Annotated in this window: 15 protein-coding genes; 9 read left to right on the plus strand and 6 right to left on the minus strand. The window is 69.5% G+C overall.

What is annotated here, in order from left to right; translation table 11 throughout:
* Window positions 1–84: 84 nt before the first annotated feature.
* Window positions 85–1,773: an acyl-CoA dehydrogenase family protein gene (locus tag ABIE65_RS12810; protein WP_354078133.1), complete on the minus strand. Its 1,689-nt coding sequence runs from the start codon at window positions 1,771–1,773 to the stop codon at window positions 85–87.
* 130 nt (window positions 1,774–1,903) lie between these two features.
* Between ABIE65_RS12810 and ABIE65_RS12815 the strand changes: the two genes are divergently transcribed.
* The 4 genes from ABIE65_RS12815 to ABIE65_RS12830 all read left to right on the plus strand — a co-directional run bounded on the left by ABIE65_RS12815 (window position 1,904) and on the right by ABIE65_RS12830 (window position 5,664).
* Entirely contained in the window at window positions 1,904–2,302 is a 399-nt protein-coding gene (locus ABIE65_RS12815; RefSeq protein ID WP_354078134.1) for a PaaI family thioesterase, read from the plus strand.
* A 46-nt stretch (window positions 2,303–2,348) separates the two neighbouring features.
* Window positions 2,349–3,527 (plus strand): hypothetical protein, encoded by a 1,179-nt coding sequence (locus ABIE65_RS12820; protein WP_354078135.1) that lies wholly within the window; start codon window positions 2,349–2,351, stop codon window positions 3,525–3,527.
* 143 nt (window positions 3,528–3,670) lie between these two features.
* Window positions 3,671–4,627, plus strand: a complete 957-nt coding sequence (locus tag ABIE65_RS12825; protein WP_354078136.1) for an acetamidase/formamidase family protein — start codon at window positions 3,671–3,673, stop codon at window positions 4,625–4,627.
* A gap of 56 nt (window positions 4,628–4,683) precedes the next feature.
* Window positions 4,684–5,664, plus strand: a complete 981-nt coding sequence (locus tag ABIE65_RS12830; protein ID WP_354078137.1) for a 2-hydroxyacid dehydrogenase — start codon at window positions 4,684–4,686, stop codon at window positions 5,662–5,664.
* 33 nt (window positions 5,665–5,697) lie between these two features.
* Here ABIE65_RS12830 and ABIE65_RS12835 read toward each other — a convergent pair whose 3' ends face one another.
* Both ABIE65_RS12835 and queG read right to left on the minus strand, forming a co-directional pair.
* Window positions 5,698–7,443 (minus strand): OPT/YSL family transporter, encoded by a 1,746-nt coding sequence (locus ABIE65_RS12835; RefSeq protein WP_354078139.1) that lies wholly within the window; start codon window positions 7,441–7,443, stop codon window positions 5,698–5,700.
* 160 nt (window positions 7,444–7,603) lie between these two features.
* Window positions 7,604–8,788: a tRNA epoxyqueuosine(34) reductase QueG gene (gene queG, locus ABIE65_RS12840; RefSeq protein WP_354078140.1), complete on the minus strand. Its 1,185-nt coding sequence runs from the start codon at window positions 8,786–8,788 to the stop codon at window positions 7,604–7,606.
* A gap of 169 nt (window positions 8,789–8,957) precedes the next feature.
* Here queG and ABIE65_RS12845 point away from each other — a divergent pair, with 169 nt between their 5' ends.
* Together ABIE65_RS12845 and ABIE65_RS12850 are read left to right on the plus strand one after the other, a co-directional pair.
* Entirely contained in the window at window positions 8,958–10,325 is a 1,368-nt protein-coding gene (locus tag ABIE65_RS12845) for a hypothetical protein (RefSeq protein WP_354078142.1), read from the plus strand.
* A gap of 100 nt (window positions 10,326–10,425) precedes the next feature.
* The gene (locus tag ABIE65_RS12850; protein ID WP_354078144.1) at window positions 10,426–11,223 is read left to right on the plus strand and encodes an SDR family NAD(P)-dependent oxidoreductase; all 798 of its coding nucleotides are present in this window, start codon (window positions 10,426–10,428) and stop codon (window positions 11,221–11,223) included.
* A gap of 51 nt (window positions 11,224–11,274) precedes the next feature.
* Here ABIE65_RS12850 and ABIE65_RS12855 read toward each other — a convergent pair whose 3' ends face one another.
* The 3 genes from ABIE65_RS12855 to metX form a co-directional block, all read right to left on the minus strand.
* Window positions 11,275–12,342, minus strand: coding sequence for a type 2 periplasmic-binding domain-containing protein (locus ABIE65_RS12855; protein ID WP_354078146.1), 1,068 nt, complete (start codon window positions 12,340–12,342; stop codon window positions 11,275–11,277).
* 110 nt (window positions 12,343–12,452) lie between these two features.
* A complete protein-coding gene (metW, locus tag ABIE65_RS12860; protein WP_354078147.1) occupies window positions 12,453–13,130 on the minus strand; it encodes a methionine biosynthesis protein MetW in 678 nt (225 codons plus the stop codon).
* Entirely contained in the window at window positions 13,127–14,308 is a 1,182-nt protein-coding gene (metX, locus tag ABIE65_RS12865) for a homoserine O-acetyltransferase MetX (protein ID WP_502918534.1), read from the minus strand. The genes metW and metX overlap by 4 nt, the downstream gene beginning before the upstream one ends.
* A 179-nt stretch (window positions 14,309–14,487) precedes the next feature.
* Between metX and ABIE65_RS12870 the strand changes: the two genes are divergently transcribed.
* Genes ABIE65_RS12870 through ABIE65_RS12880 form a run of 3 tightly spaced genes read left to right on the plus strand, consistent with a single transcriptional unit; the run spans window position 14,488 to window position 17,406 of the window.
* On the plus strand, window positions 14,488–15,381 hold the full coding sequence (locus ABIE65_RS12870; RefSeq protein ID WP_354078148.1) for a chorismate mutase: 894 nt from the start codon (window positions 14,488–14,490) through the stop codon (window positions 15,379–15,381).
* Between the two features lie 2 nt (window positions 15,382–15,383).
* A complete protein-coding gene (hisC, locus tag ABIE65_RS12875; RefSeq protein ID WP_354078149.1) occupies window positions 15,384–16,466 on the plus strand; it encodes a histidinol-phosphate transaminase in 1,083 nt (360 codons plus the stop codon).
* Between the two features lie 52 nt (window positions 16,467–16,518).
* A complete protein-coding gene (locus ABIE65_RS12880) occupies window positions 16,519–17,406 on the plus strand; it encodes a prephenate/arogenate dehydrogenase family protein (RefSeq protein ID WP_354078150.1) in 888 nt (295 codons plus the stop codon).
* The last annotated feature ends 20 nt before the right edge of the window (window positions 17,407–17,426 follow it).

Raw genomic sequence — 17,426 nt, forward strand, 5'->3', positions numbered from 1 at the left:
CACCGTAACCGTAGGTTGGGCGGGCGGGCGCCCGCCCACCTGCCCAGATGGCGGGCGTCGCGCGCCGAGCCGACGGATCCGCCGTCAGTTGCGCCGCTCCAGCAGCCCCCGCGCGATGACGTGGGCCTGGATCTCGGCGGCGCCCTCGAAGATGTTGAGAATGCGGGCGTCGCAGAGGACGCGGCTGATCTCGTATTCCTCGGCATAGCCGTTGCCGCCGTGCACCTGGACGGCGTTGTCCGCGTTCGACCAGGCGACGCGCGCCGCCAGCAGCTTGGCCATGCCCGCCTCGATGTCGCAGCGGCGGTCGCCGTCCTTCTCGCGGGCGGCGAAATAGGAGAGCTGGCGGGCCATCATCGTCTCGACGACCATCCAGGCGATCTTGCCGGCGACGCGCGGGAAGGCGTAGATCGGCTTGCCGAACTGCTGGCGCTGGGTGGCGTAGGAAAGCGCCAGTTCGAGGGCGCGCTGCGCCACGCCGACCGAGCGCGCGGCCGTCTGGATGCGCGCTGACTCGAAGGTCGTCATCAGTTGCTTGAAGCCCTGGCCCTCGACGCCGCCCAGCACGTTCGCCGCCGGGACAGCGAAGCCGTCGAAGCCGATCTCGTATTCCTTCATGCCGCGATAGCCCAGCACGCGGATCTCGCCGCCCGACATGCCGGCGGCGGGGAAGGGGTCGGCGTCGGTGCCGCGCGGCTTCGGCGCGATGAACATCGACAGGCCCTTGTAGCCGGGCTCGTCGGGGTTGGTGCGCACCAGCAGGGTCATCACGTCGGCGCGGGCCGCGTGGGTGATCCAGGTCTTGTTGCCCGAGATCCTGTAGACGTCGCCGTCGCGCACGGCGCGCGTCCGCAGCGAGGCGAGGTCGGAGCCGGTGTTCGGCTCGGTGAAGACCGCCGTCGGCAGGATCTCGCCCGAGGCGATCTTCGGCAGCCATTCCGCCTTCTGGTCCTCGGTCCCGCCGAGCCGGATCAGTTCGGCGGCGATCTCGGAGCGCGTGCCGAGCGAGCCGACGCCGATATAGCCGCGCGACAGTTCCTCGGTGACGACGCACATCGCCACCTTGCCCATGCCGAGCCCGCCATTCTCCTCGGGAATGGTCAGGCCGAAGACGCCGAGCCGGCTCATCTCGTCGACGACTGTCATCGGGATCAACTCGTCGCGCACGTGCCAGCCGTGCGCGTCCGGCAGGACCTTCTCCTCGGCGAAGCGGCGGAACTGGTCGCGGATCATGTCCAGCGTCTCGTCGCCCAGGCCGAGCCGGCCGAAGTCGCCGTGCTCCGCCAGTTCGGCGATGCGCATGCGCACCGCGTTGCCGTTGCCGGCCCGCGCCAGCGTCTCGACCGCCGGCACGGCGAAGTCGCGCACGGCCTCGTCGGGAATGCCCATGTCGCCCGGCCGGACGATCTCGCCCTGGGAGAGCAGGATGCCGCCGCGCATCTGCTGCAGGTATTCGCCGAACCCCGCCTGCAGGATGAGGCTTTCCAACTCGCCGAACTGCCCGTCCTCGGCCAGCCTGCCCGCCCAGCCGGCGAGTTGGCGCAGCGCAGACACGTAGGTCGTCAGCCAGGCGAAGCCGTGCGCGGCGAACTGCTCGCGCTCCAGCAGCGCGGCATCGGCCCGGCCGCCCTTGTCGACCATCGCCGCAACGCTGCGGCGGGCCTTGCCGGCGAACGCTTCGGCAGCCTCCAGGGCCTCCGCGCAGGTGCGCCGAAGGTCGGGAAGCAGGACGCCGCCAGTGGCTGAAGTGGCGGCGGGCGAGGATGAGGGCATGGCGGGGCTCCGGTGCGCGGTGGAGGGTGAAATGCAAGCGGGTGCGACGCCTGTCAATCGACCTGCCGCAGATAGCGCGGTATTTCGAGCGACTGCCACGCTTATTCCAGCGCGAGATCAGGAGAGCTGCATGACCGCCGAGACGCCGAAGCCGCAGAGCCCGCTGGCGCGACATCTGGGTTTCGAACTCCTGGAGGCGACCGACGACCGGGTGGTCAGCCGCTGCGTCGTCCGCCCCGAGCACAACAATCCCACCGGCGCGGTCCATGGCGGTACCTTGATAGCCCTGGCCGACAATGCGGCGACGCGCATGGCCAACATCGCCAATGCGAAAGGGCCGAACGCGGGCCGATTCATGGTGGCGATCGACCTTCATGCCGTTATGTTAAGGAACCAGAAGGGCGGCGAGATCCTTGCCGAGGCACGCATCGTGCGTGCCGGCAGCCGCGTGACGGTGGTCCGGACGGTCGTCATGGGGGCCGAAGGCAAGCCCCTCGTCGAGGTGACCACGACGCACGTGCCGGGCTGAGCCCGGCGTAACGTCCTATGGTCGAAGCAATCACTCGGGAACAGGCATGAGTCTTCTCACACGCGGTTCGGTCATCGCGGTGTCGCTGTTGGTCGGCGGCTGCGTCACGTCGATGTTGGGCGGCGGGTCCGACGCCGCCGATGCCAAGCAGGGACCGTCGCCGGCGCAGACCGCCTCGGCGCCGGCCACGCCTGCTGCCGCACCCGCCACCGACCAGACCTGGGCCGGGCGGGACCTTCCGGACTATCGGACGAGCAGTTCGCGCACGGCGGCGCTGTCGGCCGAAGCGATGGCCGCCACGCCGGCGCCGCAGCCGCAGCTCTCGCTCACCGGGAGCCAGACCGAGACGCCGCCGGCGCGACCCGTGCCACCGACCCAGGATGTCGCTGCCGCTACGCCGCCGCCCGCCCAGCCGGCGCCGCAGCGAGCCGTCGCCGCGCCGCCCGCCGCGCCGCCGCAGCCGGCCGCACCGCAGCGGCCCTCGGGCCAGCAGCTGGCGCAGGCACAGCCGCAGCGCAACAGCGCCCCCCAGGGCCAGCAGCGCCCTGCCGGCGAGGCCGGTCCGAGCGAGGAGCAGTTGCAACGTGCGGTCCAGGCCTACGCCGGCGTATCCGGCGGGTACTACCTCAACGAGAAGTGCAGCGTCCTAAATGCGGCGCAGAAGCGCGAGTACGAATGGCATCTGTCGGTGCTGACCGCCGCGCTGTCGCGTCAGGTGCGTCCGGACGTTCTGGAAAAGGCGCGCAGCGTCACGCGCCAGAACGTCGGCGAGCAGTTCAAGGACTGCGGCGACAAGAGCAAGCAACTCGTCGGCGAGGCCTTCACCGCCGCTCAGCGTATGAACCAGTCGGTCACCGGCGCCACCTACAAGGGCAAGGAGAGCGACCTCCAGCTGTCGCTCAACAAGTTCGGCGCGGTCACGATGGCGCTGACCGTCGAGCAGCGCTGCGATCGCATCCCCGAGCCGACGCGCGGTCGCGTCTATTCCGCCCTGGACGAGGTGGGGGCGAGCCTGTCGAAGCAGGGTGCGGCGGATCAGGTCAAGCAGATCCGGAGCCGCGTCACCGAACAGGTCGAGGGTGCCTTCAAGAGCGGTAAGCTGACCAAGGAACAGGCATGCGACGCCCGTTCGACACAGCAGCTGCAGCCGGTGCTGAGCGAACTCAAGCGCATGCAGTGCGAGATCGCCGGGTCCAAGGAGGCCTGCGCCGACCTCAAGTCGTGATCCGCAACGCGCCGGTACCGGCGACTCTGGACCGGAGCTTGCATTCGACCGGATGAGACGACCGCCCCGCGGGCAGACCGGCCGCGGGGCGGTGCACATCCTGAGACATCGTACGGGCGCCCATGCGCCGCGGGAGGAAATTCATGTCCGCAAGCGCACTCGAACTGCATCCTTCGCCGAAGACCTGCCACTGGGGCGTCTTCGACGCCAAGCTCCCGCCCGTCATGGAGATATCGTCCGGCGACCGGGTGACGATCCACACGATCAGCGGCGGCCCCGACGTCACGCCCGGCCCCGACAGCGGCTACACCATTCCCCCCGAACTGACCGCCGTGCAGCGCGAGGTGCCGCGCCCGACCGTCGGCGGCGGCCATATCCTGACCGGCCCCATCGCCGTCCGTGGTGCCAAGCCGGGCGACGTGCTCGAGGTGCGCATCCTCGACGTCAAGCCGCGCATGGACTGGGGCTACAACATCATCCGGCCGCTCTCCGGCGCGCTGCCCTACGACTTCACCGAGACGACGCTGATCCACATCGGCATCGACATCGAGCGCAACGTCGCCACCATGCCCTGGGGCAAGGAACTGCCGCTGAAGCCGTTCTTCGGCGTGATGGGGGTGGCGCCGCCGCCGGCCTGGGGGACGATCTCGACCATCCAGCCGCGTGCCCACGGCGGCAACCTCGACAACAAGGAACTCGTCGCTGGCGCTACCCTGTTCCTGCCGGTCTGGGCCGAGGGCGCCCTGTTCTCGGTCGGCGACGGGCACGGCTGCCAGGGCGACGGCGAGGTCTGTGTCAGCGCCATCGAAACCGGCCTGACCGGCACCTTCGAATTCGTGCTGCACAAGGACCGGTCGCTGACCCTGCCGCGCGCCGAGACGCCCGAGGCCTACATCACCATGGCCTTCGACGTCGACCTGGACGAGGCGGCCCGCACCGCGCTGCGCCGCATGCTCGACCTGATCCAGGAGCGCACGAACCTGTCGCGCGAGCAGGCCTACACCCTCTGCAGTCTCGCCGCCGACCTGCGCATCACCCAGTTCGTGAACCAGCAGAACGGCGTCCACTGCGTTCTCAAGAAGGACATGCTGCACGGCTGAGCCCGGCGGCGCTCCTTCGCTTTACTTCCCTTTCCGCAGCCGGCCGGATTTTCCGCATGGCAGATACTCTCGTCGTGACCTTCGACGTTGACCAGCGCGGTCGCACCGCCATCGAGGACGCCCTGGGCGGTGCGGGCACCGCCATATGGCTGACCGACCTGGAGGGGAGCGCCCGCAAGGCGGCGCTCGCCGATGCCGCCGTCCTCCTGTCGCGCAACACGACCGATCTGAAGGGCGACGAGCGCGGCCTGCCGCGCAGGGCTCGTCTCATCCAGTTCATGTCGGCGGGGATCGACTTCATCCGGCTCGACGGGCTGCCCGAGACCCTGCCGGTCGCCTGCAATGCCGGGGCCTATGCCGAGCCGATGGCCGAGCACGGCCTCGCCATGGCCTTCGCCGCGGCCAAGCGGCTGGTGCACGAGCATGCCGAGCTGAAGGAGGGCCGGTTCAACCAGTTCAATTCGGTTCGGATGCTCGCCGGCGGCGTCTGCGGGATCCTCGGATTCGGCGGCATCGGCGTGGCGACGGCGAAACTGATGCGCGCCGTCGGCATGAAGGTGCACGCGATCAACCGCCGCGGCGGCGGTCACGAACATGTCGACTGGATGGGCACGCCGGACCGGACGGACGAACTGCTGGCCGCGTCGGACGTGCTGGTGCTCAGCCTGCCGCTGACGCCCGCGACGCGCGACATGATCGATGCGCGCGCCCTCGGCCTGATGAAGCCGGACGCGATCCTCGTGAACCTCGCGCGCGGCGAGATCGTCGACGAGGCGGCGCTCTACGACCATCTCGTCGCGAACCCGAAATTCGTCGCCTGCATCGACGCGTGGTGGATCGAGCCGATCCGGCACGGACGGTTCGAGATGGCGAAGCCGCTGCTCGACCTGCCGAACGTCATCGGCTCGCCGCACAATTCCGCCTCCGTGCGGGGCTGGCGCGACGTGTCCCTGCGCCGCGCCACGGCGAACTGCCGGCGGGTGCTCGAGGGCGGCGAGCCGTGGCACCTGGTGCAGGAGGCCGACCGCGCCGCCTGACCGGCGTCAGCCGGCGATCTGTTCCGACCGGCGTCAGCCGGCGATCTGCATCCCCGCCATGACCACCCCGGCGATGCTCTCGCCGGCGACCAGTCCGGCGGCCAGGACGGTGGTGTAGCGGTCGGCCCAGTCCGGCGCCGCCCGCCGCAGCAGCGCCGCGGCGACGGCACCCAGGAAGAACGAGAGTGCATTCCAGGCCGGGATGACGAAGGCGAGGCCGACCGCGGCGCCGCTCGGTACCATGCGTGCCAGCCGCGCCGGCAGGAAGCTCTCGGCGAGCGCCAGCAGCAGGCCGGCCACGCCGGCCACGGCCATCGCCGGCATCGCGGCCGGCGGCAGCGCACCCGGTCCCTGCGCCATCACCTCGGCGACCGCCTTCCAGGTCGCCACCGCCGGCGCCGGCCATTCCGCGGTCAGCAGCATGCCGGCCGGGTCCGGGATCAGCACCAGATAGACGAGGCTCCCGACGAGGCTGCCCGTCAGCACGCCGAACACCTGTGCCACCGCCTGGAAGGCGGGCGAGGCACCGACGATCATGCCCGTTCGCAGGTCCTGCAGCAGGTCCGCCGCCTGTCCCGCCGCCCCGCCGGTGACGTTGGCGGCCATCAGGTTGGCGGTGGCGTCGCCGGGCGTGATGGCGCCGAAGCTCAGCTGCGTGACCTTGCCGACCGCGCCGATCGGCGCGATGCCAGTCTCGCCGGCGACCCGCGCCGCCACGGCGGCGAGCACGAAGCTCAGCACGACGGCGAGCGCCGCCTGCCACGCGCCGATGCCGAAGATCATCACCTGCGCGGTCGCCGCCAGCAGCAGGCAGACGCCGAAGGCGGCGACGAAGACGGGCAGCGGCAGTGTCGGCGGGAGCGAGGCGGTGGCCGCCCTGCCCCGCCGGCGCCGGCGGGCGATGCGGACCAGCGTGATCGCGAGCGAGGTCAGCGTCGCGACGACCATCAGGGTCACCCCCGGCCACAGCAGCCATTCGACCAGGGCGCCGAACCAGGGGGCGGCGGCATCCGCCGGCCCCGCTTCGGCCCAGCCCTGCGCGACGGCGAGCGGCCCGAGCAGCGCCCAGGCCAGCACCGCCCCGATCAGCAGCGAAAGGCCGATCCGCAGCCCGACGATCGCGCCGAACCCCACCATCAGCAGCGACGGATCCAGCACGAATCCCAGGTTGGCCGCCGTCGGCGGTGCGGCGCCGACGGCCGGCAGCGCCAGCCGGGGCAGGGAACCCGTCGCGCCGTCGACCAGCTTCAGCAGCGCCGACACCGCGCCGCCGCCCAGCAGCAGCCGCAGCCCGCGTGCCGCCTCCGGTCCGTCGCCGTGGATCTGGCGCATCGTCGCCGCCGTCGCGACGCCGGCCGGGAACTGCAGCTGTTCGCGCACCAGCATCTGGTTGCGGATGCCCGCCGCCACGACGATGCCGAGGGCGCTCACCACGAACACCCAGAAGGCGAGCAGCGGGAAGGGCAGGCTGCCGCCCGTGATCAGCTGCCAGGCCGGAATCGGCGCCACCAGCCCGCCGGAGATGATCGACGCCGCGGACGATGCGGCCGTCTGGTTGATGTTGTTCTCCAACAGCCCCCAGCGCCGCCCCAGCGCGCGCCAAAGCCCGAACCCGATCAGCCCGGCGGCGATCGACATGTTGAACGCCCAGCCGATCTTCAGCCCGCTATAGACATTGCAAGGCGTCAGCAGGGCGCCGATGAGCATGCCCGTGACGACGGCACGGACGGTGAGTTCGGGGACGGGGCGCGGAGCCGGGTGCTGTGGCCTCAATGCCATTGCGGTCGCGAGGCCTCAGCCCCTCGCGGAGGCTGGCGCGGCCTCGATGCGGCGACGGGAAGGTTCGGAGGCGGCCTCCGCCGGCATTTCACGGTGGGGCTGATTGGACATCCGCGGTTCTGTTCTTCGCATCCGATGGGATCTGAGCATCCGCCACCAACTAACAGGCGGAGGGGCCGCACCCAAGCGTTCCCAGCAACCGCCACTCCTCGATCACATCCGGATCGGCCTCCAAGGGAACACGCTCTCGGCGCAGCGCGGCCAGCTTTGGCGCTGGCAGCAGTCTCGCCAGCGCCCAGACGGCCATCGCGCGGACCAGGGGGGAGGGGTCTTCGAGGAGGCGTTCCGCTTCTGCGGCCAAGGCGGGGGTGCCGCTGTTGCCGATGGCGATGAGCACGTTGCGGACGAAGCGGTCGCGGCCGGTGCGTTTGATCGGTGAGCCGGAGAACAGGGTGCGGAAGCTGGCGTCGTCGAGCCGGGCGAGTTCGGCGAGGCGGGGTGCGGTGAGTTCGACCCGCGGCAGAAGTTCGTCCATGCGTGGGGCGGCCTGGGCGAACTTGTTCCATGGGCACACGGCGAGGCAGTCGTCGCAGCCGTAGATGCGGTTCCCGATCGGCGCGCGGAACTCGCGCGGGATGTGTCCCTTGTGCTCGATGGTCAGGTAGGAGATGCAGCGCCGGGCGTCGAGCCTGTAGGGGGCCGGGAAGGCCGCCGTCGGGCAGGCGTCGAGGCAGCGCTGGCACGAGCCGCAATGGTCCGTCTCCGGTGCCGCCGGTTCCAGTTCGAGCGTGGTGAACAACTCTCCCAGGAAGAGCCAGGATCCGTGGGCGCGCGACACCAGGTTGGTGTGCTTGCCCTGCCAGCCGATGCCGGCCGCCTGCGCCAGCGGCTTTTCCATGACCGGCGCCGTATCGACGAAAACCCGCGCGTCGCCGCCATGCGCCGCCACCAGCCAGCGGCCCAGTTCCTTGAGACGCTTCTTCAGCGCGTCGTGATAGTCGCGCCCCGTGCGGGCATAGACGGATATCCCGCCCCGGTCCGGCCGCGAGAGCACGTCGAGCGGGTCCACGGCCGGTCTGTAGCTCGCTGCGACGACGACGACCGAGCGCGCGCCGGGCCAGAGGGCGGCGGCGTCGCCGCGGCGCGTCTCGTGCGCTGCCAGCCACCCCATGTCGCCGTGCATGCCCTCCGCGAGGAAGGCGGAGAGGCGCTCGCGCAGTTCCGGCGACGACGAGGCCGGCGCAAAGCCCACCGCGTCGTATCCCATCGCCAGGGCGCGGTCGCGGAGTTCGGCTCCGGGATCGGCCGGCGTGTCCGGGGTGGCGTCTTCAGGCGAGGTCGGCATCGCCTGAACATGGGGTGGCGCCGGCTTCGGGTCATCGGCCGCATGGGCGCAGGCGGCGCAATGTGTGCCCGTCGGCGGAATTCAACCTGGATGGCAGAAGGGGCTCGGCTTACAGTCTGTGCTGGCCGCTGCCGTGGCGGGACGATCTTCGAGGTTGGGCGCCGTCGGGATGAGAAGCTTCCTGCTGTACATGGCCGTCGCGAGCCTCTTTCTGACCGGATTCAAATTCCCGCTGGGATCGATCGATCTTTACGTCCACTACGCCTACATGCCGCTCGTCATCCTCGCGGCGATGGCGGTCTCCGGTACCGTGATCAGCGGCTCGCTGGTGGCCGTCCTGGCGGCACTTCTGCTGCATACCCTGCTCGCGACGGGCATGTTCGGCGGCGGCCTCGCGCGACCTGCCATGCAGCTCGCGCTGATCGGCGCCACCTTGCTGATGTTTCAGCAGGTCGTGGCGATCGTCGGGTACGACATCTACAGGGTGATGCGCGCCTACATGCATCTGGCGGTCGCAGTGTCCGCCATCGGGCTGGTGCAGGTGGCCGCGTTCTTCCTCGACATCCGTCCCGGCTACGATCTCGGCTGGCTCGTCCCCGAGTTCAGCATGCACATCAACGAGTTCGGCGTGTTGCGTGCCCAATCCATTCTCAAGGAGCCCTCCCACCTGGGTCACATCCTGGCGCCGGCGGTGTTTGTCGCCGTACTGAACCTCTCGAGCCGCGTGCCGGTCTTCATCGGCCGGCGTGCCTCCGCCGTCATCATCGCCATCACGCTCCTGTCCTTCTCCACCGTCAGCTACGCGGCGATCTTCGCCGCCGTCTGCCTGGTCGCCCTGAACGTCCGGCGAGGAGCGGCCGCCTGGGTGATGGTGTGCGGTCTGACGATGATCGTGGCACTCTACTTCTACGTTCCCGGCTTCAAGCTGCGCGCCGACGATACGTTCGGCGCCCTGATGTACAACGACCTGGTCAGCGCCAACTTTTCCACGCTGACGCTCTACAACAACCTGCGTGTCGCGATCACGCACCTCGTCGACACCGGCTTCTGGGGCGGCGGCCTGGGGTCCCATCTGGGGGCATTCGAGCGGGATTCGGTGCTGTACGGGCTGGCGGGGCTGCCGTTCCAAGTGGCCTACCTCAATGCGGAGGATGCCAACTCGCTGTTGCTGCGCATCCTGTCCGAACTCGGCCTGCCGGGCCTGATCGCGCTCTGCGCGTTTCTCTGGTTCGGCTATGTCGGACGGCGGCCCGACGCCGGGACGGGCACAGCGGCGGACGGTCTGTGGATCGTGTCGAACGCTGCGATGGTGCTCTTCGTCGTCGCCCTGCTGCGGCAGGGACACTATTCGAACTTCGGCATGCCGCTGTTCCTGCTGCTCTACGCCTATGCGGCCCGGTTCGCCCGCGCCGCCGAAACCGAAGGCGCCCGAGGCCTGCCCGGACCGCTCGATCCCGGATTCGGCGGGCCGCCGCCTTTACCCGGCGCCCGTGAGTGGTCGCGTGCGAACGGAGCGGCGCCGGGGACTGGCGTGTGACCGCCCCGCGTTCCACCATGAGGCGGGCTCGGCGACCGGTCGGCGACCAGACCTGCCGATCGCCCGGGCCGGCGGAAGAACCGTGGGAGGAGGACAGGCCATGCGCGTGATGGTGACGGGAGCCGGCGGCGGGATCGGGCGGGCGATCAGTATCAGGCTCGCACAGGATGCGCGGACGCGCGGCGAGGCGGCATCGTTCGCCTTGATCGACCTCCACGCAGGCAGTGCGCTCGACGAGACCGCCGCGGCCGTAAAGGCGGAGGGGGCGAGCGTCTTCGCATTCGCCGGCAACCTCGCGGATCCGGCAATCCCCGGCCGGATGGTCGAGCAGGCTGTCGAAGCGATGGGCGGCCTCGACGTTCTGATCAGCAACGCCGGCGTGAACGCTCCGGGCCTCCTGAAGGATCTGGCGCTGGAGGACTGGGATCGCGTCTTCGCCGTCAATACGCGGCCGACCTGGCTGTTGGCCAAGGCCGCCTATCCGCATCTGAAGGCGGCGCGCGGCGCGATCGTCTCGATCGCGTCGATGTCGGGCATGCAGCCGCATACGGGCCTCGGCGCCTACAGTGCCTCAAAGGCGGCGCTGATCATCCTCACCAAGCAGATCGCGCAGGAATGGGCGGCCGACGGCATCCGGGCGAACAGCGTGTCGCCGGGTTTCGTCGAATCGCCCATGACGGCAGATCTTTATGCCAACCCGGCGGTTCGGGCATCGCGCGAGGCCTTCGTGCCGCTCGGACGGATCGCGCAGCCCGACGACATCGCGGCGGTCGTGTCGTTTCTTGCCGGACCGGACGCGCGCTACGTCACTGGCCAGAACATCCTGACCGACGGGGGGCTGTGCGACTCCATTCTCGACAAGACGCCGGGCAGGCCCTCGGCCGGCCCCAAGGCCTAGGGGACGAGAGGGCAGGGGCGGAAAGGCGGGGGACGGCGCCCCCGCCGCGGCTCACGACTTCTTCGCCTTGCGGGTCTCCGCGAGGATGAAGTCGAGCAGTTCCTGCCCCGGCAGCCCTTTCGCCTCGGTCTCCTTGACCCAGGCGTCCCAAACCGGGCGCCCGCCAATCTCGCGGAAGCGTTCCAGCTGCTCCTCCGTGTACCGCACCTCGATCAGACCCTGCTTCTTGAACAAGGGCAGGTTCGCCTTGTCGGCCTCGATCGACCCGTTCGCGAGCGCGTCGTAGGCGCCCGCCTTCGCGTCCATGAGCGCCTTCTGCCATTCGGGGGGCAGGCGCTCGAAGGCGGCCTTGTTCACCACCATCCCGCAGCCGCCGAGCGTGCCCGGCGCCATGTTGCCGGTGTACCAGCTGCTGATCTCGTTCAGCTTGAAGGCGACGTGGGAGTAGGTGAACGGGAACGAGGCGGCCTCCACCATGCCGCGCTCCAGGGCGGTATAGACCTCCGGCGCCGGAACCGTCGTCGGCACCGAGCCGAGGCGGCGCATCGCCTCGCCGATGCCGCCGAGCGCGCGGACGCGCTTGTTCTTCCAGCCTTCGAGATCCTTTGGCGGCGTGCCGACGCCCATGAATTCGTATTGCGGCAGGATGTTCGACATGTAGGGGATGGCGCCCCAGCGCCCCATCTCGGCGACGACGACGGGATGGTTGTAGTAGGCGTCGAAGACGCTCTCCATGGCATCGAAGCCGTCGATCGGCAGGAAGGGCAGATCCAGCCCGTTCATCGCCGGGTTCTTGCCGGGGTGGTATGAGGCGCAGAAATGGGCGGACTCGAAGGCGCCGAGCTTTATGCCGTCGAGGTTCTCCTTGGCGGGGGAGATCGCGTCGCCATAGTGGACGCGGATCGTGAAATTGCCGCCGGATGCCTTGTCGACCTGCTCGGCGATATGTTCGATGCCGCGCGTCACCGCACGCGGGCCACCCCACACGGAATGGTTCCACTGGACCTTGTCGGCGGCCAGGGCGCTCGCTCCGAAGACCGTCCCCGAGAGCGGGGCGATGGCAAGGACGGCCGCGGCTATGCATGCGATACCAAAGACACTGGTCCGGATGCGCTTCATCGTTTCCTCCCGGTTTTTTGTCTTTTAGCGTGCGAAGACTATCACGCTGTCGGGAGCGCGCTGCCGCCATTTACCGGGAACGGATGCCTACTTGCAGGAGAAGACGCTGTTCAGGCGCCTTTGCGACTCAACATGAAGATCGCCTGCTCGCCGAACAGGTTCGCCCGGCGTGAATGGACGGACGCCTTCAACGGCCGGGAATAGCCGTCCAGCACGACCGCCCGTTCGATCTCGATGTCGAGCCTGCGACAGAGATCGAGGAAGTCGGCGATGGTGCAGAGATGGATGTTCGGCGTGGCGTGCCAGGGATCGTCGAGCAGGCCCGTAACAGGCATGCGCCCCCTGGTCAGCAGCGCGAGGCGAATCCGCCAGTAGCCGAAGTTCGGGAACGAGACGATCGCGCGCCGTCCGATCCGCACCAGCTGCAGGAGCACGCCCCGCGGGTCGCGGGTCGCCTGGAGGGTGCGGCTGAGGATCACATAGTCGAAGCTGTCGGCGGGATAGAAGCCGAGGTCGGTGTCGGCGTCGCCCTGGATGACCGGCAGGCCGTTGGCGACGCTGGCGTTGACGCCGGCGCGGTCGATCTCGATGCCCCGGCCGTCGACGTCCTTGGTGCGCGCCAGTTGCCCGAGCAGCGTGCCGTCGCCGCAGCCGATATCGAGCACGCGGCTGCCGGCGGTGACCATGTCGGTGACGATCTGCAGGTCGTCGCGCACCGACCGTGTGGCGCCCGCCGGTGGCCGCGTCAGGAAGGTCCGGCCTTCGACGCGCGCTGCCGCGGCGTTCATCGCTGCCTCAGGCCGCGGACCGATGCCGCGCCGTTGAGGAAGCCGCGGACGATGTCGATGAATTCGGGCTCGTCCAGCAGGAAGGCGTCGTGGCCCTTGTCGCTCTCGATTTCGACGAAGCTGACCGGCGCCGCGACCGCGTTCAGGGCATGGACCAGAGTGCGGCTTTCGGAGGTCGGGAAGAGCCAGTCGCTGGTGAACGACGCCAGGCAGAAGCGGGTCTTCACGCCGCGAAAGGCGTTGGCCAGTTCGCCGTCATGGTCCGCGGCGAGATCGAAATAATCCATCGCCCGGGTGATGTAGAGGTAGGAGTTGGCGTCGAAGCGTTCGACGAAGGCGCGGCCCTGGTGGCGCAGATAGCTCTCGATCTGGAATTCCGCCTCGCGGAAGTCGTAGATCAGGTGCGTGCGGTTCTGCAGGTTGCGCCCGAACTTGCGGTGCAGCGCCGGCTCGGACAGGTAGGTGATGTGCGCCGCCATCCGGGCGACGGCGAGGCCGCGCTCGGGCTTCACGCCGTAGAGCATGTATTCGCCGTTGCGCCAGTCCGGGTCGGCCATGATCGCCTGGCGGCCGACCTCGTGGAAGGCGATGTTCTGCGCGGTGTGGCGTGCGGCCGTTGCGACGGGCAGGGCGGAGAAGACCCGATCGGGGTAGCTCGCCGCCGCCTGCAGCACCTGCATGCCGCCCATCGAGCCGCCGATCACGCTGAACAGCTGGTCGATGCCGAGATGGTCGACGACGCGGAAGGCGGCGTTGACCATGTCCTTGATCGTGACGACCGGGAAGTCGAGCCCGTAGACCTTGCCGGTCTCCGGGTTCACGTGCTGCGGACCGGTCGAGCCCATGCAGCCGCCGATCACGTTCACGCACAGGATGAAGTAGCGGTCGGTGTCGATCGGCCGGCCGGGGCCGATCAGCATTTCCCACCAGCCGGGCTTGCCGGTGATCGGATGCCGCTCCACCGGGAACTGGTCGCCGGTCAGCGCATGGCAGACGAGGATGGCGTTGGACTTGTCCCCGTTCAGCTCGCCATACGTCTGGTAGGCCAGCACCGGGCGTGGAAGCTCGCGGCCGCACTCCAGCAGGAGCGGCGAGTCGCATACAAGCTGCCGTCCCGGCAGGTTCTCGAAGGCGGGCCAGTCGGCACGGGCCGCCGGCGCGGTTTCGGACACTGGCAGGCTGCTCCCTCTGCCCGGCTTTCCGGGCCTTGGTTCGACGCTTGGGGCATTGCCCCGAGACCGGCGCACGATAGGTACGGGTGTGGCCTCGCCTGTCAATGTTTTCTTTGATTTCCGGGGGGCGCGCTACTACTACTGTCGACCCTCGCGCTGCCCGCGTTTCCTGGGATTCACCCCCGATGCCGCCATCCGAACCGACGCTCGACGAACTCCGACGCGAGATCGACAGGATCGACGCGGCCATGCACGACCTGCTGATGCAGCGCACCGCCGTGGTCGAGGAAGTCGGCCGCGCGAAGGCGCGGGAGAATCCCGCCGGTGCCGGTTCGCGGCCGCAGTTCTTCCGTCCGGGCCGAGAGGCTCTCGTGCTGCGCAGCCTTATCGAGCGCCACACCGGCCGCTTCCCTGTGGCCTCCCTCGTGCGCATCTGGCGCGAGATCATGACGGGCCAGCTGCGCGTCCAGACGGAGATCGCCGTCGCCGTCTATGCGCCGCCGGGCCGCGGCGATTACTGGGACATGGCGCGCGATCATTACGGTGCGGGCGCTACCTATACGCCGTATCACCGCGCGCAGCAGGTCGTCGCGGCCGTCCGCGGCGGCACCGCCGGCATCGGCGTGCTGCCTATGCCGCAGGACGACGACGGCGAGCCGTGGTGGGCCGCCGTGGCCACCGACGACACCAACGCCCCCAGCATCGTTGCGCGCATCCCCATCCTGGACGTCACCGGCCAGCCCGGCGGCGCGCTCCTTCTGGCGAACGTCGATCCCGAGCGCACCGGCGACGATCGGGCCTATCTCGCGGTCGAATCCGCCGGTGAGGCGAGCGTCGGCAGCCTGGTCGCCGAGCTGCGGGCTGTCGGCCTGACGGTGCGTCCGCTCGTGGCCGAGGCGGTGAAGGGACCCGGCGGAAACCTGCATCTGTTCGAGGCCGAGGAGATGGTCCTGCGCGACGACCCGCGTCTGGCGCGCGTCACGGATCGCGGGCGTCTGCCGATTACCCGGGCCTTCTCGCTCGGCGGTTATGCGATGCCGATCGGCTCCACGATGTCCCGCGAAACGGCGGTCGCCTGATCATGTCCGAACTGAAGCCCCGTCCTGGCATCATGGACATCGCCGCCTATGTCGGCGGCGAATCCTCGATCGCGGGTCATGCCCGCGTCATCAAGCTCTCGTCGAACGAGAATCCGCTCGGCCCCAGCCCGCGGGCGATCGAAGCCTTCAAGGCGCTCGCCGACAAGCTGCACGAGTATCCCGACGGCGGCTCCACCAAGCTCCGCGAGGCGATCGCGCATCGTTACGGCCTCGATGCCGCCCGCATCGTCTGCGGCGGCGGGTCGGACGAACTGCTGTCGCTTCTGGCCCGCGGCTATGCCGGTCCGGGCGACGAGGTGATCTACACCGAGCACGGCTTCCTGATGTACCCGATCGTCACCAAGTCGGTCGGGGCGACGCCCGTGGTGGTCAAGGAAACCAACCTGACCGCCGACATCGATGCGATCCTCGAGGCGGTGACGCCGCGGACGCGCATCGTGTTCCTGGCCAACCCGAACAACCCGACCGGAACCTACGTTCCGGCAGAGGAGGTGGAGCGGCTACGCGCCTCGCTCCCGGCGGGCGTCCTGCTGGTCATCGACGCCGCCTATGCCGAGTACGTCACGCGCAACGACTACGAGCCCGGCGTGCGGCTGGTCGAGGCGAACGACAACGTCGTGATGACGCGGACCTTCTCCAAGATCTACGGCCTCGCGGCGCTACGCCTCGGCTGGGCCTACTGCCCGCCCGGGGTCGCCGACGTCCTGAACCGGATTCGCGGACCGTTCAACGTCAACGCGGCCGCGCTGGCGGCGGGTGCGGCGGCGATGGCCGACGTGGCCCATGTCGATGCCGCGCGCGCGCACAACGAGCGCTGGCTGGCCTGGACGGCCGCCGAACTCGAGGCGCTCGGCCTGAAGACGACGCCCGCCGTGGGCAACTTCGTCCTCGTGCGCTTCCCGTCGTCGGAGCGGGCAGAGGCGGCGCTCGCCTTCCTCAACGGACGGGGTATCATTCCGCGTCGCGTCGCGGGCTACGGGCTGCCGGATTGCCTGCGCATCACGATCGGCAGCGAGGACGACATGCGCGCCGTCGTGGCGGCGGTCGCGGATTTCCTGCGCTGATCCTAGCTTCATGCGCCGGCCCACGGGCCGGCGCGCACCCATTCGGGCAGAGATGGCGGACAAACCAGTTTTCGACCGTATCGCACTGATCGGCATCGGCCTGATCGGCTCCTCGCTGGCGCGGGCGATCCGGCGCGGCGGCCTGGCCGGTCACGTGGTCGCCTGCGACAGCAGCGAGGAGGTCCTCGCGTCGGTGGAACGGCTGGGCTTCGCCGACAGCACGACGTCGTCGGTGCCCGAGGCGGTACGCGGCGCCGATCTGGTCGTCGTCTGCACGCCGGTCGGCACCTTCGCCGACATCGGCGCTGCGATGCGGCCGGCCCTTTCGCCCGGTGCCATCGTCAGCGACACTGGGTCGGTCAAGCAGTGCGTCGTGCGCGACCTGGGACCGTGCATCCCGGAGGGCGTGCACTTCGTCCCCGGCCATCCGATCGCCGGCACCGAGCATTCGGGCCCGGAAGCGGGCTTCGCCGAACTGTTCGACGGCCGCTGGTGCATCCTGACGCCGCCGCCGGGCACGGATAGGGCTGCGGTCGACCGGCTGTCGGAGCTGTGGCGTGCCTGCGGCGCGATGATCGAGGTGATGGATCCCGGCCATCACGACCAGGTCCTGGCCGTCACCTCGCACCTGCCGCACCTGATCGCCTTCACGATCGTCGGAACGGCCTCCGACCTGGGCGAGCACCTGCAGCAGGAAGTGGTGCAGTTCGCGGCGAGCGGCTTTCGCGACTTCACGCGGATCGCGGCGTCGGACCCGATCATGTGGCGCGACATCTTCCTGAACAATCGCGACGCGCTGCTCGAAGTGAGCCAGCGCATGCAGGAGGATCTGGCCCGTCTCCAGCGCGCCATTCGCTGGGGCGAGGGCGAGGAGATCGAGCAGCGGATCCGCCGCACGCGCGAGATTCGGCGCAGGCTGATCGACGCCAAGCAGGCCTGATACCGCCGCTTCGGAACCGC

The organism is Constrictibacter sp. MBR-5, from assembly GCF_040549485.1.
GTDB lineage: Bacteria > Pseudomonadota > Alphaproteobacteria > JAJUGE01 > JAJUGE01 > Constrictibacter.

Excerpts from the sequence above, each read along its gene's own strand:
- ABIE65_RS12835 (WP_354078139.1), bottom strand. The coding sequence starts at position 7,443 with ATGGCATTGAGGCCACAGCACCCGGCTCCGCGCCCCGTCCCCGAACTC.
- ABIE65_RS12870 (WP_354078148.1), top strand. The coding sequence starts at position 14,488 with ATGCCGCCATCCGAACCGACGCTCGACGAACTCCGACGCGAGATCGAC.
- hisC (WP_354078149.1), top strand. The coding sequence starts at position 15,384 with ATGTCCGAACTGAAGCCCCGTCCTGGCATCATGGACATCGCCGCCTAT.
- queG (WP_354078140.1), bottom strand. The coding sequence starts at position 8,788 with ATGCCGACCTCGCCTGAAGACGCCACCCCGGACACGCCGGCCGATCCC.
- ABIE65_RS12845 (WP_354078142.1), top strand. The coding sequence starts at position 8,958 with ATGAGAAGCTTCCTGCTGTACATGGCCGTCGCGAGCCTCTTTCTGACC.
- ABIE65_RS12810 (WP_354078133.1), bottom strand. The coding sequence starts at position 1,773 with ATGCCCTCATCCTCGCCCGCCGCCACTTCAGCCACTGGCGGCGTCCTG.
- metW (WP_354078147.1), bottom strand. The coding sequence starts at position 13,130 with ATGAACGCCGCGGCAGCGCGCGTCGAAGGCCGGACCTTCCTGACGCGG.
- ABIE65_RS12830 (WP_354078137.1), top strand. The coding sequence starts at position 4,684 with ATGGCAGATACTCTCGTCGTGACCTTCGACGTTGACCAGCGCGGTCGC.
- ABIE65_RS12855 (WP_354078146.1), bottom strand. The coding sequence starts at position 12,342 with ATGAAGCGCATCCGGACCAGTGTCTTTGGTATCGCATGCATAGCCGCG.
- ABIE65_RS12880 (WP_354078150.1), top strand. The coding sequence starts at position 16,519 with ATGGCGGACAAACCAGTTTTCGACCGTATCGCACTGATCGGCATCGGC.
- ABIE65_RS12820 (WP_354078135.1), top strand. The coding sequence starts at position 2,349 with ATGAGTCTTCTCACACGCGGTTCGGTCATCGCGGTGTCGCTGTTGGTC.
- ABIE65_RS12850 (WP_354078144.1), top strand. The coding sequence starts at position 10,426 with ATGCGCGTGATGGTGACGGGAGCCGGCGGCGGGATCGGGCGGGCGATC.
- ABIE65_RS12825 (WP_354078136.1), top strand. The coding sequence starts at position 3,671 with ATGTCCGCAAGCGCACTCGAACTGCATCCTTCGCCGAAGACCTGCCAC.
- ABIE65_RS12815 (WP_354078134.1), top strand. The coding sequence starts at position 1,904 with ATGACCGCCGAGACGCCGAAGCCGCAGAGCCCGCTGGCGCGACATCTG.